Origin of the sequence: Pseudomonas sp. GL-R-26 (assembly GCF_019947365.1) — a bacterium.
Classification (GTDB): domain Bacteria; phylum Pseudomonadota; class Gammaproteobacteria; order Pseudomonadales; family Pseudomonadaceae; genus Aquipseudomonas.
This window is the reverse complement of record NZ_JAGYGI010000023.1, coordinates 70493-83732: the sequence shown is the minus strand read 5'-3', so window position 1 is coordinate 83732 and position 13240 is coordinate 70493. Positions and strand designations below refer to the sequence as shown.

Below are 13240 nucleotides of genomic sequence, written 5' to 3'. Positions count from 1 at the left end.
TCAGACGGTGTACTTGTCAAAGTCCTCGGGCTTGATCTGTGTCGACACGGCGAACGTGTCGATGCCGATGGTCATCTGCCCGAAGTAGCCGTCTTCAGCCGAATCCCGCCCCAGGGTGTGCACGTTCAAGGTCGATTCTTCACCGCCCATGGTTGTATAGAAAAAGTCCTGATCATTGGTCAGGACCGGCACGGTTCGGCCGCTGTACGGGCGGCTGCCAAGTACCGAGCGCGAGGCCACTTCAGGCAGGTAAAGCTGCCCGACCCAGGCGACATGCCGCTCTTGCAGATAGTTGTTGCCGGCCGTGATGCGCACCGCGACGTGAATGTGCAAGGCGCGGCCGGCGTAAAATCCCGGGTAGATCGTGGTGAAACGCACGGTGCCCGACTTGTCGGTGAACTGCCCGCCGCGCAGGTAGGTATCGTCATCGGTGCGCGGGACGGCGCCGATATCTCCGGTATCGACCTCGACGTCCGGGTTGATCTTGCTCCAGCCCGAATAGGCACCGCGGGCATTGCAGTGCCAGATGTCCACCAGTGCATCGGGGACCGGCTCGCCGGTCATGGCATCGACAATGGTCAACCGCAACACCAACGGAACGCCTTCGGCGCCTTCGCTGATGTTTCTGCGGATCAGTTTGGGGTTGCGGAAATACGGGCCGGCGATTTGTTCGGGGGATAGCAGGTAAAGCGGTGCCGGGGGTGCAACTGAGGTGGTAGCGTCCATGACGTTCTCTCTTCCATAAGATGAACGCAGGCTAGCACCGGTCGATTTTCGTCATGTGGTAACTATGTATCGCATGATGTCCCCGCTCCCACAGGTTTCGAGTCGTACCTGTTTGTTCCGGGCAAAAAAAAACGGTGCACCGACCAAGCGCACCGTAAAGCCGTAGAACACACAACGAGGTGTAGGGTGAAGCGATCAGTCCAGCAGCGCCAAAGCCTCGGCGGTGCATTCCTGAATGCGGGCCCAGTCGCCGTTCTTGATCCACTCCGGATCAAGCATCCAGCTACCGCCCACGCACATAACGTTTTTCAACGCCATGTAGCTCTTGATGTTGGCAGGTCCCACGCCGCCGGTCGGGCAGAATTTCACTTCGCCGAACGGACCGCCCAAAGCCTTGATGGCCGCGACGCCGCCGCTGACTTCAGCCGGGAACAGCTTGAAGCGGCGATAACCCAGGCCGTAGCCTTCCATGATGCCCGAGGCATTGCTGATGCCCGGCAACAGTGGAATCGGGCTGGCGACGCTGGCTTCCAGCAGGTCGCGGGTGATACCCGGGGTGACGATGAATTGCGAGCCCGCCGCTTCCGCCGCCGCCAACATGTGGCGATCCAGCACGGTGCCGGCGCCGGTCACCAGTTCCGGACGCTGCTCGCGCAGAATCTGAATGGCCTTGAGGCCGAATTGCGAACGCAGGGTCACTTCCAGGGCTGTCAGGCCACCGGCCGCAAGGGCGTCGGCCAGCGGCAAAACGTCTTGCTCGCGGGCGATGGTGATCACCGGCAGGATCCGCGCTTTCGCGCAGATGCTGTCGATCAGGGCAACTTTGTCCGCCATGGAAACGGTCGGGGATGGGTTTGTCATAGCGGCTGTTCCTTGGCTCATGGGCACCAGTAAATCTCTAACGTGGGTTGCAGAAACGCGCGAATCGGCATTGCGGCGACATCGTCGCCGGCCAGTGCGGTACTCAGGGTGGTCAGCTTGGACTGACCGGAAATCGATAGAACCTTGTGTTTGGCCGAGGCCAGCAGCGCGCGGCTCATGGTCAGGCGCTGATGCGGCACGGTCGGCGCCAGCATCGGCCAGCAGCGACGAACGCCATCGGCCTGCAATGCCTCGGCAAGGTTCGGGCTGTTGGGGAACAGCGACGCGGTGTGGCCGTCATCGCCCATGCCGAGGATCAGCATGTCGATCACCGGCAACTCCGACAGCAAACGGTCGGCCTGCTCGGCCGCCTGCTCCAGGTTGGCACTGGCGCTGTACAGGCTGAGGAACTGCGCCTTGGCCGCCGGGCCTTGCAGCAGGTAACGCTTGATCAGGCCGGCGTTGCTGTCGGCGTGTTCGACCGGCACCCAGCGCTCGTCGGCCAGGCTGATCACCACGTTCGACCAGTCCAGCGTCTGCTTGGCCAGGTGCTGGAAAAATGCCACCGGGCTGCGGCCACCGGAAACCACCAGGGTCGCAGTGCCCTGGGCGTCGATCGCGTCGCTCAGTTGTTTCGCCACGTTCAGTGCCAGGCTTTCAGCCAGCAGCACTGGGCTCTTGTATGCATGGGCGCTGACGCCCTGCGGCAGTTTCAAATCAGATATCGCCATACCACGACCTCCCGTCCCGCGTGATCAGAGCAATGGAGCTCATCGGCCCCCAGGACCCAGCCGCGTACGGCTTGGGCGCATCACCGGATTTTTTCCACCCGGCGATCAACTGGTCACACCACTTCCACGCGGCTTCGATTTCATCTTTACGGACAAACAGGTTCTGATTGCCGCGCATCACTTCCAGCAACAACCGCTCGTAGGCATCGGGAATCCGTGCGCTGCTCCAGGTGTCGGAAAAATTCAGTTGCAACGGACCGCTACGCAGTTGCATGCCCTTGTCCAGGCCTTGATCTTTGGTCATGACACGCAAGGAAATGCCTTCGTCCGGCTGCAGGCGGATAATCAGTTTGTTGCTGATTTGCAGGCGCTGCTCGGGAGCGAAGATGTAGTGCGACGGTTCCTTGAAGTGGATGACGATCTGCGACAGCTTCTGCGGCATGCGCTTGCCGGTACGCAGGTAAAACGGCACGCCGGCCCAGCGCCAGTTGCGGATGTCGGCACGCAGGGCGACAAAGGTTTCGGTGTCGCTCTGGGTGTTGGAATTGGGTTCTTCCAGGTACCCCGGTACCGCTTTGCCTTCGCTGTAGCCGGCGATGTACTGGCCGCGCACCACTTGAGTGGTCAGGCCTTCCGGGCTGATCGGCGCCAGGGCCTTGAGCACTTTGACCTTCTCGTCGCGGATGCTGTCGGCGGACAAGTCGGCCGGCGGGTCCATGGCGATCAGGCAGAGCAGTTGCAGCAGGTGATTCTGGATCATGTCCCGCAGCTGGCCGGCCTTGTCGAAGTAACCCCAGCGGCCTTCGATACCGACCTTCTCGGCCACGGTGATTTCCACGTGGGAGATGTAGTTCTGGTTCCACTGGGTTTCGAACAGGCTGTTGGCGAAACGCAGGGCGATCAGGTTCTGGACGGTCTCTTTGCCCAGATAGTGGTCGATGCGGTAGGTGCGGTTCTCCGGGAAGAACTGCGCCACGGCGTCGTTGACCTTGCGCGAGGACTCCAGGTCCGAACCGATGGGCTTTTCCAGCACCACACGGGTGTTTTGTGCCAGGCCGACCTTGGCCAGGTTCTCGCAAATCGCGCCATACACGGCGGCCGGGGTCGCAAAGTAGGCGATGACACGCTGCGAACTGCCGGCGGATTCGGCAAGGGCCACATAATCTTCGGCGTTGAGGAAGTCGACGTGCAGGTAGCTCAGGCGCGCCAGAAAGCGCTCGACCACGGCTTCGTCCAGCTCTTTGGCACCGACATAGCGGCGCAGCTCGGAGGTGATGAACGCCAGGTGTTCCTGCTCGCTGCCCGGCTCACGAGCCAGCGCGATGATCCGCGTGTCCTCGTGCAACAGGCCGGCGCCGTCGAGTTGATAAAGGGCAGGAAACAGCTTGCGCAAGGCCAGGTCGCCAAGGGCGCCGAACAAGGCAAAGGTGCACGGTTCAACCGTAATCGAGAGCATGATGTTTGTTCTTTTATCAAGTTAAGCTACAAATACCTTTTTTCAAGGCATCACTCAAGGGAAAATGTAGTAATAACCACAACATTTTCGCAAAATACAGATTCCGAGTGGTGGTCGGTCGGAGCCATCAGTAGGATAGGCCACCGTTACGGGCCTCACCAAAGGCCCTTTTTGCATTAGCCGCGCGCTTATCGGTGCCGGTGAATCAAGGAAACTTATATGGACCGCGTGCGAAATTTACTGGAGCAAATCCAGAATCGCCTTGAAGACCTGAACAAGGCCGAACGCAAAGTCGCCGAGGTGATCCTGCTCAACCCGCAGCAGGCCACCCGCTTCAGCATCGCCGCCCTCGCCCAGGCCGCCTCGGTCAGCGAACCGACGGTCAACCGTTTCTGCCGTTCGTTCGGCGTCAGCGGCTACCCCGAGCTCAAGCTGCAACTGGCCCAGAGCCTGGCCAGTGGTGCCGCCTATGTCAGCCGCGCGGTGGAAGCCGACGACAATCCGGAGGCCTACACCCAGAAAATCTTCGGCAGCGCCATCGCCTCGCTGGACAGCGCCTGCCAGGCACTGGACCCGAACCTGATCAGCCGCGCCGTCGACCTGCTGATTCAGGCGCGGCAGATCCACTTCTTCGGCCTCGGCGCCTCGGCCCCGGTGGCACTGGATGCGCAGCACAAGTTCTTCCGTTTCAACCTAGCCGTCACGGCCCACGCGGATGTGCTGATGCAGCGCATGATTGCCTCGGTGGCCCATACAGGCGAGTTGTTCGTGATCATTTCCTACACCGGTCGCACCCGCGAACTGGTGGAAGTGGCGCGCATCGCCCGGGAAAACGGCGCCTCGGTGCTTGGCCTGACCGCCGAGAACTCGCCACTGGCCAAGGCCAGCACCCTGAGCCTGAACATCCCGCTGCCGGAAGACACCGACATCTACATGCCGATGACGTCGCGGATCATCCAGCTGACCGTGCTGGATGTGCTCGCCACCGGCATGACCTTGCGCCGGGGCGTGGATTTCCAGCCGCATTTGCGCAAGATCAAGGAGAGCTTGAATGCCAGCCGGTATCCGGTTGGGGATGAGTTCAACTGATCCAACATTTGCGCTGACCGTCCTGGCCTCATCGCGAGCTTGCTCGCGATGGCGGCAGTCCAGGCACAGCCGCCCTTGAACTAAGCCCCCACCCGCGCCTGCAAACTCAAATGCGCCCGCTCCCCAGGCGCAAGGCACAGGCTGTCGGTACCGCCGCTCGCCGCTTCCACACAGACAAATTCGGATATCTCGTTCCAGGTCACGCCGAGCAACGGACGTGAACCGGGATGCCACACCACCGTGTCTGCCGTATCCCCGGTATCAATGCACAACGCCCGGTCCCAGGCATGGTCGTTCAACTGCAATTCGCCGTCGTGCTGGAACACACGCTGGCATCCGCCGTCCACGCGCAATTCGCCTTCCTGCTGACAAACCTGCCGGCTCAACTGGTCGTAACCCTGCGCGCCCTCGAGCCCAGACAGCGCTACCTCACTGACATCGCCAATACGCCAGTAAGCATGCAAAGCCTGGCTCAACTGGCACGGCATGTCGTCCTGATGCTCGGTGCTCAGGCGCAGTTCCATGCGTTCACCCAGGTGCGCATGCAGGTCCACCTGCCAGTCGCACAACTTCAGTTGCCAATGCAATCGCACGCCATCGTCGTCACTGTTGCTGTCGAGCAGCTTCCAGTCGAGCAACCGCGCCCAGCCATGGGACGGCCAGGCGTTTTCGCTCGGATGCCGGCCATACCAGGGCCAACACACCGGCACGCCGCCACGAATGGCGCCGACCTGCGGCCACTTCGCCGCGCACCACAGCCAGGGTTTCTGGCCCTTGGGCTGGAAGTGCAACAACTGCGCGCCCTGACGACTGAACACCGCCTGACACAGCGGATGGTCGATCACCAGCACGTCGCGCATCTGATAGCGCTCCCACGCAAACACGGATCGCTCGCGCAAGGATTTGAAGAAGCGTTGTAGCGGATGCTCAAGCATGTGCCACGGTCCTGAAATCAACTGTCACCGGGGTGCGCGGCCCGCAAAAAAAAGCGGACAGCCATGGCTGTCCGCAAATATGCGCACATGGAGAGAAGCTTATCGCAGACGCGTTAGAACACCGACTGAATTTTCAGGCCGGCCACCAGCGCGTTGTCGACTTCATCCACACCACCCGGGTGCGTGACGTATTGCAGGTTGGGGCGTACGGTCAGCCAGTTGGTCACGTGGAAGCCGTAGTTGATCTCGTAGTTGTATTCGGTTTCACGAATCGGCGAGAACAGCGGATTTTCGTATTCCGAAACACCATTGGCCGCGTTGGTCAGCTCGGCGTTTTTCTTCACGTCATCGTTGACATGGATACGGGCGAAACCGATGCCCACGTCATCCTTCGGACGCGCGTCGAACGGGCCCTTGTACACAAACATCAGCGACTGGTAGTTGTCGATGAAGTTGGTGTCCTTGTCGTGGAACGTAGCGTTGGCCGCGATGTTCAGACCACGGGAAGCGTCGCCATTGTGGCTGGTCAGTTGTTGCTGCGCGACGAACCAGTAGCCGTGCTTGCTATCGTGGACGCGATAAGGGTTGCCGGTGGTCGCAGCGTTCTGGCCGTTGTCGTCCTCGAGAACGTCGTCGGCAGGGGCGGTACTTTTGTAGTAACCGACACGGTATTCGCCCGGCAGGCTGTTGACCTTCGGCGACCAGACCAGCTCGACTGGCAGGACGGTGCCATTGGTGCCACTGCCGCTGAGCTTGAAGCCGTTACCGTGCTCCAGTTGCGACGTGTTCTGGTTGTACGCGCCAATCTGAGCGTAGAGCTCGTCATTGATGTTGTACTTCACGCGGATCGCCGCCTGGCTGACCGGCCAGTTGTACCAGATGTTGGTGGCCCAGTTACCCACCTGGGATCCGCAGAACGCCAGGTTCTGGAATTCGCACGGGAAGGTGTTGAAGTCTTCACCTTCACCGAAGTAACCGGCTTTGACGTCCAGTTTGTTGTCGAGGAACTGATGCTGAATCCACAACTGGGTCAGACGGACCATGTGTCCACGACCGAAGACTTCCTGGGAGGAACTCAAGGTGCCGGCACGCGGGTCGCCGATACGGTCGTTGGAGATGTTCTCACCGTTACGGTTGGTTAGCTGGATCTTGGCCTGGGTGTTATCCCAGCCGAACAGTTTCTCCAGGTCCAGCGCCGTGCCCAGGCCAAACTGGTCTGCGTAGCGCGCAGTCTTGTCATCGTTGAACCCGCCATGCAGGTTGCCGCCGACTTCACCGACGTAGTCCATCTTGATGTCGATGCCTTGCTCGATCAGCTTGGTACGCTCGCCACCCCAGTCGCCCGTCATCCACTTGGAGTCCGAGCTGAACGCTTCATCGGCCATCGCATTGCCGGCCAGTACCAGTGCTGCCGCTGCTGAAACCTGGCAGATCAACCGGGCCTTGTTCTTCATCTTCATCCCTACTTCCTCGTTTTATTGTTATTAACTTTTCTTCTTTAACGCGGTTACAACGGTTGCGACACGCGACAGGCCGCGCATCACTGATCCCCCTGTGGGAGTGGCTTTTGTGGCGAGGGGGCTTGCCCCCGTTCGACTGCGAAGCAGTCGTAAAAAACAATCACCATTTTCCGACTCGGAATCGCAGTGACAGGTTTCAGGGGCGCTTCGCACCCCAACGGGGCAAGCCCCCTCGTCACAAAAGCTCGCGCCCACATTTGTTCTTCAGCGGCCTTTGAATTGGGCCACGTTGTCAGCATGCGCCTCGGCTTTCGGCACGCCAGCAACGCCCAAACGCTCCCCACTCTTGGCATCGAACAGCAGTACTTTCGCCGGGTCGAATTGCAGGGTCAGGGTCTCGCCCACCGCTGGCGCCACGTCCGGTGCCAGGCGGCAGCAGACCTTGGTGTCGTTGAGGTTGACGAAGACCAGGGTGTCGGGCCCGGTCGGTTCGGTGACCTGGACTTCGGCACGAATGGTTGGCAAACCGTTCGCTTCGCCGTTGGCCAGGATGATCTGCTCAGGGCGCATGCCGAGGATCACTTCGCGATCTTCGAGACCGGCGTCCTGCATGCCCAGCGGCAACTCGCAACGGGCCTGGCCGCTGTCGAGCAGCGCCAGCAAACGACCATCCTTGCGCTGCAGGCGCAGCGGGATGAAGTTCATCGGCGGCGAACCGATAAAGCTCGCCACGAACAGGTTGGCCGGGTTGTTGTAGATGTCCTTCGGCGTACCGAACTGCTGGATGATCCCGTCCTTCATCACCGCCACTTTGTCGCCCAGGGTCATGGCTTCGATCTGGTCGTGGGTTACATAGACCGTGGTGGTTTTCAGGCGCTGGTGCATCAGTTTCATTTCGGTGCGCATCTCGACCCGCAGCTTGGCGTCGAGGTTGGACAGCGGTTCGTCGAACAGATAAATCTTCGGCCGCCGCGCCAAGGCACGGCCCATCGCCACGCGCTGTTGCTGGCCACCGGAGAGCTGGCCGGGTTTGCGGCTGAGCAGGTGTTCGATCTGCAACAGTTTGGACACCCGAGCGACTTCCTCGTCGATTTCGGCGGTCGGCATTTTGCGGATCTTAAGGCCGAACGCGATGTTGTCGCGCACGCTCATGGTCGGGTACAGCGCGTAGGACTGGAACACCATGGCGATGTCACGATCCTTGGGGCTCATGCCGCTGATGTCGGCGTCGTCCACCAGGATCGCGCCGCCGCTGATGGTTTCCAGGCCGGCGATGCAGTTCATCAAGGTCGACTTGCCGCAGCCCGACGGGCCGACCAGGATCAGGAACTCACCGTCATCGATCTTCAGTTCGATGTTTTTCAGGGTGTCCGGCAAGCCGGGGCCGTAGGTCTTGTTGACGTTGCGTAATTCGAGAGTTGCCATGTTTCTACCCCTTGACCGCGCCGGACGTCAGCCCACGCAGGAAATACTTGCCAGCGAATATGTAGACCAGCAGTGTCGGCAGCCCGGCGATCATCGCGGCGGCCATATCAACGTTGTATTCCTTGGCCCCGGTGCTGGTGTTGACCAGGTTATTCAGGGCCACGGTAATTGGCTGGGCGTCGCCACTGGCGAACACCACGCCGAACAGGAAGTCGTTCCAGATCTGGGTGAACTGCCAGATCAGGCAGACCATCACGATCGGGATCGACATCGGCAGCAGGATCTTCAGGAAGATCGTGAAGAAGCCCGCGCCATCAAGCCTTGCGGCCTTGACCAGCGCATCCGGAATGCTCACGTAGTAGTTGCGGAAGAACAGCGTGGTGAACGCCAGGCCGTAGACCACGTGCACCAGCACCAGGCCGGTGGTGGTGTTGGCCAGGCCGAACTTGCCGAGGGTGAACGAGGCAGGCAACAGCACGGTCTGGAACGGCAGGAAGCAGCCGAACAGCAGCAGGCCGAAGAACAGTTGCGAACCACGGAAGCGCCACATCGACAGCACGTAGCCGTTCATCGCACCAATAAACGTGGAAATCAGCACCGCCGGCACGGTGATTTTCACCGAGTTCCAGAAGTAGCCGCCGACCACGTCCCAGGCCTTGATCCAGCCAATGCCGTCAATCACGGTCGGCCAGCTCAACAGGTTGCCGGTACGGATGTCTTCCGGGGATTTGAAACTGGTCAGCAGCATCACCACCAGCGGGATCAGGTACACCGCTGCCGCCAGCAACAGAGTTGCGTAGATAGCGATGCGGCTGAAGCTCAAGGCTGGTTTGCCGAGTTGATTAGTCATGGCGTTTGCCTCGCAGCTCGGAGTACAGGTACGGCACGAGGATGGTCAGAACGGCGCCGAGCATCAGCATGGCGCTGGCCGAACCGATGCCCATCTGGCCACGGCTGAAGGTGAAGGAATACATGAACATCGCCGGCAGGTCGGAGGAGTAACCCGGACCGCCCGCGGTCATCGCCGCGACCAGGTCGAAGCTCTTGATCGCAATGTGCGCCAGGATCATGAAGGCACTGAAGAACACCGGGCGCAGGCTTGGCAGGACGATCTTCAGGTAGATGGTCGGCAGGCTCGCCCCGTCGACTTGCGCGGCACGGATGATCGATTGATCGACGCCGCGCAGACCGGCGAGGAACATTGCCATAACAAACCCTGAGGCTTGCCACACGGCGGCGATCACCAGGCAGTACACCACGCGATCCTGATCCACCAGCCAGTCGAGACGGAAGCCTTCCCAGCCCCAGTCACGCAGCATCTTGTCCAGGCCCAGGCCCGGGTTGAGCAACCATTTCCACGCGGTACCGGTGACGATCATCGACAGCGCCATCGGGTACAGGTAGACGGTGCGGATGAAGCCTTCCTTGCGAATGCGCTGATCCAGCAGCACGGCGAGGAACACGCCCAGCACCAGGCTGATGCCGATGAACATGCCGCCGAACAGCGCGAGGTTCTTGCTCGCGACCCACCAGCGGTCGTTGTCCATCAGGCGCATGTATTGCTGCAGGCCGACCCACTTGTAGCTCGGCATGAAGCTGGAGTTGGTGAAGGACAGAATGAACGTCCAGATGATGTAACCGTAGAAACCAACCAACACGATCAGCATGCTCGGCGCGAGTACCAACTTGGGTAGCCAGCGTTGCAGCGCATCGAACGGTGAGGCTTTGCTGAAAACCGCCACAGAGCTCATCGGGATAATCCAGGTTTAGATGTAAGGATCGGAGTGCGATCCCTTGTAGGAGCGAGCCTGCTCGCGACTACAAGGGGGAACTCACTCAGGTAAATGCCAAGGGATTACTGGGCCGCTTTGACAGCCGAGGCCAGTTGGGCGCTGGCCTTGGCCGGGTCAGCATCCTTGTCGTTCATGAAGTTGGTGACCACGTCGAAGATCGCGCCTTGCACCGCCAGGGAAGTGGCCATGTTGTGCGCCATGCTCGGTTGCAGGCCGCCGGTCTTGTCGTCCGCGATGAAGTCCTTCGCCGACTTCTGGGCGCACTCGTCGAAGCCGAGCTTGTCCATTTCGTTCAGCATGTCGTTACGCACCGGGATCGAACCCTTGTTCATGCTGAAGACTTTCTGGAAATCGGTACCCAAGGCGACCTTGGCCAGGTCTTGCTGGGCAGCGATGTCGCCCTTGCGATCGGCCTTGAGCTTGAACACCGCCAGGGAGTCGATGTTGTAGGTAAAGGCTTTTTCAGTGCCTGGGAATGCTACGCACTGGTAGTCCTTGCCCGCGACCTTCTTCGCCGCCGTCCACTCGCTTTTTGCCCAGTCGCCCATCATCTGCATGCCGGCCTTGCCATTGATGACGTCGGCGGCGGCGATGTTCCAGTCACGACCGGCGCGGTTCGGGTCCATGTAGCCGGTGATCTTTTTCAGCTCGGCGAACGACTGGGTCATCTCCGGGCCGGACAGGGTTTTCTGGTCCAGGTCGACCAGGGCTTTCTTGTAACCGTCAGCGCCCATGACCGAGAGCACTACGTCTTCGAACACGGTGCTGTCCTGCCAAGGCTGACCGCCGTGGGCGAGCGCGATGAAGCCTGCGGCCTTGAGCTTGTCGCCGGCGGCATAGAATTCTTCGAGGGTAGTCGGGGCTTTTTCGATCCCGGCTTTCTTGAACACTTGCGGGTTGATCCACAGCCAGTTGACGCGGTGGATGTTCACCGGCACGGCGACGTAGTCACCTTCGTACTTCACGGTGTCGGAGACTTTCTTCGACAGCAGGCCATCCCAGTTTTCGGACTTGGATACTTCTTTCAACGCGTCGGTGCTGAGCAGGCCAGTGCTGCCCCACTCCTGGATGTCCGGACCCTTGATCTGTGCAACGCCCGGCGGGTTGCCGGCCACGGCGCGACTCTTGAGTACGGTCATGGCCGTGGAACCGCCACCGCCGGCGACTGCGCCATCCTTCCAGGTGAAGCCGTCTTTTTCGACTTGAGCCTTCAGGACATCGACCGCTGCTTTTTCACCACCGGAAGTCCACCAGTGAACGACTTCAACGGAACCTTTGGATTCGGCGGCCAGGACACTGAGAGGGAGTGCAGACAGGGAAGCGAGAGAAATGACAGTAGCGAGGCGAGAAATCGCATTCATCTAGGAGCACCTTTCTTGTTGTTATGCATGCAAGTCTGTTGCTTGCGCTGCATAGGATTCTAAACAGGGGATATCCCCTCGCAGGTAACGAAGGGATGCGCGAATGTCACCGCATGGTTACATAGAACCGCTCTGGGACAACCGCGCCAGCGCCGTGGCCATGCTCGGCGCCAGCGCCAGGCGCGGAATCAGCACGGCTTGCCAGGCGTGGTAAAGATCCGGTTTGCCAGGCCAGATATCGGCACTCGGGCGGTTCAGCGGGTCGAGTTCGTGATGCCAACTACCATCGCAACGGTCGATGAAATGACTGTCACAGAACTCCCAGAATAGTCGGTACCAGTGTTCGTATTGCACTTCCCCGGTCCGCTTGAGCAAGGCACTGGCGGCGGCGCTGGCTTCGCAATGGGTCCAGTGCAGGCGATGGCGGACCACCGCTTTGTTGTCCCAGTCCAGGGTGTAGACAATGCCCGGCGCCCCATCGACGTCCCAGCCGTGGAGGCAATTGTGCTCGAACAGTTTTTGCGCATCGGTGAACAGCCAGCCCGGCGTGAGCATCCCGGCCTTCACCCGCGAAGCTTCGAGGTGCAGCAACAGCCGCGCCCACTCGAAACCATGGCCCGGAGTGGTGCCGTAGGGGCGGAAGCCGTCGGCTGGATTTTCGCGGTTGTACTCGCGCAGCGGTTGCCAGCCGCGGTCGAAATGCTCGATCACCAGATAATCGTTGGCGGCGGCGTGACCATGGATTACGCGCTCGACAATCCGTTGCGCGCGACTCAGCCAGCGGTTGTCATCGGTGACATCGGCCAGGGCGAGGAAGGCTTCGGTGGCGTGCATGTTGCTGTTGGCACCCCGATACGCCTCCTCTTCGCTCCAGTCGCGATTGAAGGATTCGCGCATCGCGCCTTCTTCTTCGCTCCAGAAGTAAGTGTCGATGATATCGATGGCATCATCGAGCAAGGCTTGCGCACCGGGGCGCTGCGCGACCACCGCGGAGCTCGCAGCCAGCGCAACGAAGGCATGCAGGTAGGCGTTCTTGCCGGTATTGCCGTCGCGATGTTCGGCGGCCGCGAACCAGCCGCCATGCAGCGCGTCGCGCAACGGCCCGCGCAGGGCGGCAACGCCGTGATCGACCAGTTCGGCAAAACCCGGTAAACCCTGAATGTGGGCCATGGCGAAGCTGTGGGTCATGCGCGCGGTGTTCATGGTTTGGGCTTGCGCATCAGCCGCGAGGCGGCCTGTTTCATCGAGGTTGCCGAAGCCTTCAGGCAGTTTCGAAGCCTTGGCGAAGGCCAGCAGGCGCACGCCTTCGGTGGCGAGCCATTGCTGATGGGCAGGTGCGTTCAGCCAACTGCTGAAGGCCGGTTGGAAGGTGTCCATGGCGTACCTTTTTTGTTGTTATGACT

General features: G+C 60.6%; 12 protein-coding genes. 1 reads left to right on the top strand and 11 read right to left on the bottom strand.

The window, feature by feature from the left end:
- From KGA96_RS21985 to zwf, 4 genes are all read right to left on the bottom strand, one after another.
- Positions 1-726 carry an intradiol ring-cleavage dioxygenase gene (locus KGA96_RS21985; protein WP_223514946.1) on the bottom strand — a complete coding sequence of 242 codons (726 nt, stop codon included), beginning with the start codon at positions 724-726 and terminating at the stop codon, positions 1-3.
- Between the two features lie 195 nt (positions 727-921).
- Positions 922-1587: a bifunctional 4-hydroxy-2-oxoglutarate aldolase/2-dehydro-3-deoxy-phosphogluconate aldolase gene (locus KGA96_RS21980; protein ID WP_008050561.1), complete on the bottom strand. Its 666-nt coding sequence runs from the start codon at positions 1585-1587 to the stop codon at positions 922-924.
- 17 nt (positions 1588-1604) lie between these two features.
- Positions 1605-2318, bottom strand: a complete 714-nt coding sequence (gene pgl / locus KGA96_RS21975) for a 6-phosphogluconolactonase (protein WP_046042258.1) — start codon at positions 2316-2318, stop codon at positions 1605-1607.
- A complete protein-coding gene (zwf, locus tag KGA96_RS21970) occupies positions 2305-3774 on the bottom strand; it encodes a glucose-6-phosphate dehydrogenase (RefSeq protein ID WP_223465491.1) in 1470 nt (489 codons plus the stop codon). The genes pgl and zwf overlap by 14 nt, the downstream gene beginning before the upstream one ends.
- Before the next feature lie 228 nt (positions 3775-4002).
- Here zwf and KGA96_RS21965 point away from each other — a divergent pair, with 228 nt between their 5' ends.
- Entirely contained in the window at positions 4003-4863 is an 861-nt protein-coding gene (locus KGA96_RS21965) for a MurR/RpiR family transcriptional regulator (RefSeq protein WP_177408821.1), read from the top strand.
- Positions 4864-4943: 80 nt separating this feature from the next.
- Here KGA96_RS21965 and KGA96_RS21960 read toward each other — a convergent pair whose 3' ends face one another.
- The 7 genes from KGA96_RS21960 to KGA96_RS21930 form a co-directional block, all read right to left on the bottom strand.
- Positions 4944-5798: a D-hexose-6-phosphate mutarotase gene (locus KGA96_RS21960; protein WP_223514943.1), complete on the bottom strand. Its 855-nt coding sequence runs from the start codon at positions 5796-5798 to the stop codon at positions 4944-4946.
- 113 nt (positions 5799-5911) lie between these two features.
- Positions 5912-7258, bottom strand: coding sequence for a carbohydrate porin (locus KGA96_RS21955; protein ID WP_223514940.1), 1347 nt, complete (start codon positions 7256-7258; stop codon positions 5912-5914).
- A 264-nt stretch (positions 7259-7522) separates the two neighbouring features.
- Positions 7523-8683 (bottom strand): ABC transporter ATP-binding protein, encoded by a 1161-nt coding sequence (locus KGA96_RS21950; RefSeq protein ID WP_046042253.1) that lies wholly within the window; start codon positions 8681-8683, stop codon positions 7523-7525.
- A gap of 4 nt (positions 8684-8687) precedes the next feature.
- Positions 8688-9533, bottom strand: coding sequence for a carbohydrate ABC transporter permease (locus KGA96_RS21945; RefSeq protein WP_007995997.1), 846 nt, complete (start codon positions 9531-9533; stop codon positions 8688-8690).
- Positions 9526-10434, bottom strand: a complete 909-nt coding sequence (locus tag KGA96_RS21940) for a carbohydrate ABC transporter permease (RefSeq protein WP_008032969.1) — start codon at positions 10432-10434, stop codon at positions 9526-9528. Before KGA96_RS21940 ends, KGA96_RS21945 begins: the two co-directional genes overlap by 8 nt.
- A 104-nt stretch (positions 10435-10538) precedes the next feature.
- The gene (locus KGA96_RS21935; RefSeq protein WP_223465488.1) at positions 10539-11837 is read right to left on the bottom strand and encodes an ABC transporter substrate-binding protein; all 1299 of its coding nucleotides are present in this window, start codon (positions 11835-11837) and stop codon (positions 10539-10541) included.
- A gap of 117 nt (positions 11838-11954) precedes the next feature.
- Positions 11955-13214, bottom strand: a complete 1260-nt coding sequence (locus KGA96_RS21930) for an AGE family epimerase/isomerase (protein WP_223514938.1) — start codon at positions 13212-13214, stop codon at positions 11955-11957.
- Positions 13215-13240: the final 26 nt, after the last annotated feature.

What these genes read in the sequence shown, in the direction of transcription:
- KGA96_RS21985 (WP_223514946.1), bottom strand. Translation starts at nt 726, where the DNA reads ATGGACGCTACCACCTCAGTTGCACCCCCGGCACCGCTTTACCTGCTA.
- KGA96_RS21960 (WP_223514943.1), bottom strand. Translation starts at nt 5,798, where the DNA reads ATGCTTGAGCATCCGCTACAACGCTTCTTCAAATCCTTGCGCGAGCGA.
- KGA96_RS21940 (WP_008032969.1), bottom strand. Translation starts at nt 10,434, where the DNA reads ATGAGCTCTGTGGCGGTTTTCAGCAAAGCCTCACCGTTCGATGCGCTG.
- KGA96_RS21980 (WP_008050561.1), bottom strand. Translation starts at nt 1,587, where the DNA reads ATGACAAACCCATCCCCGACCGTTTCCATGGCGGACAAAGTTGCCCTG.
- KGA96_RS21930 (WP_223514938.1), bottom strand. Translation starts at nt 13,214, where the DNA reads ATGGACACCTTCCAACCGGCCTTCAGCAGTTGGCTGAACGCACCTGCC.
- zwf (WP_223465491.1), bottom strand. Translation starts at nt 3,774, where the DNA reads ATGCTCTCGATTACGGTTGAACCGTGCACCTTTGCCTTGTTCGGCGCC.
- KGA96_RS21950 (WP_046042253.1), bottom strand. Translation starts at nt 8,683, where the DNA reads ATGGCAACTCTCGAATTACGCAACGTCAACAAGACCTACGGCCCCGGC.
- KGA96_RS21935 (WP_223465488.1), bottom strand. Translation starts at nt 11,837, where the DNA reads ATGAATGCGATTTCTCGCCTCGCTACTGTCATTTCTCTCGCTTCCCTG.
- KGA96_RS21955 (WP_223514940.1), bottom strand. Translation starts at nt 7,258, where the DNA reads ATGAAGATGAAGAACAAGGCCCGGTTGATCTGCCAGGTTTCAGCAGCG.
- pgl (WP_046042258.1), bottom strand. Translation starts at nt 2,318, where the DNA reads ATGGCGATATCTGATTTGAAACTGCCGCAGGGCGTCAGCGCCCATGCA.
- KGA96_RS21945 (WP_007995997.1), bottom strand. Translation starts at nt 9,533, where the DNA reads ATGACTAATCAACTCGGCAAACCAGCCTTGAGCTTCAGCCGCATCGCT.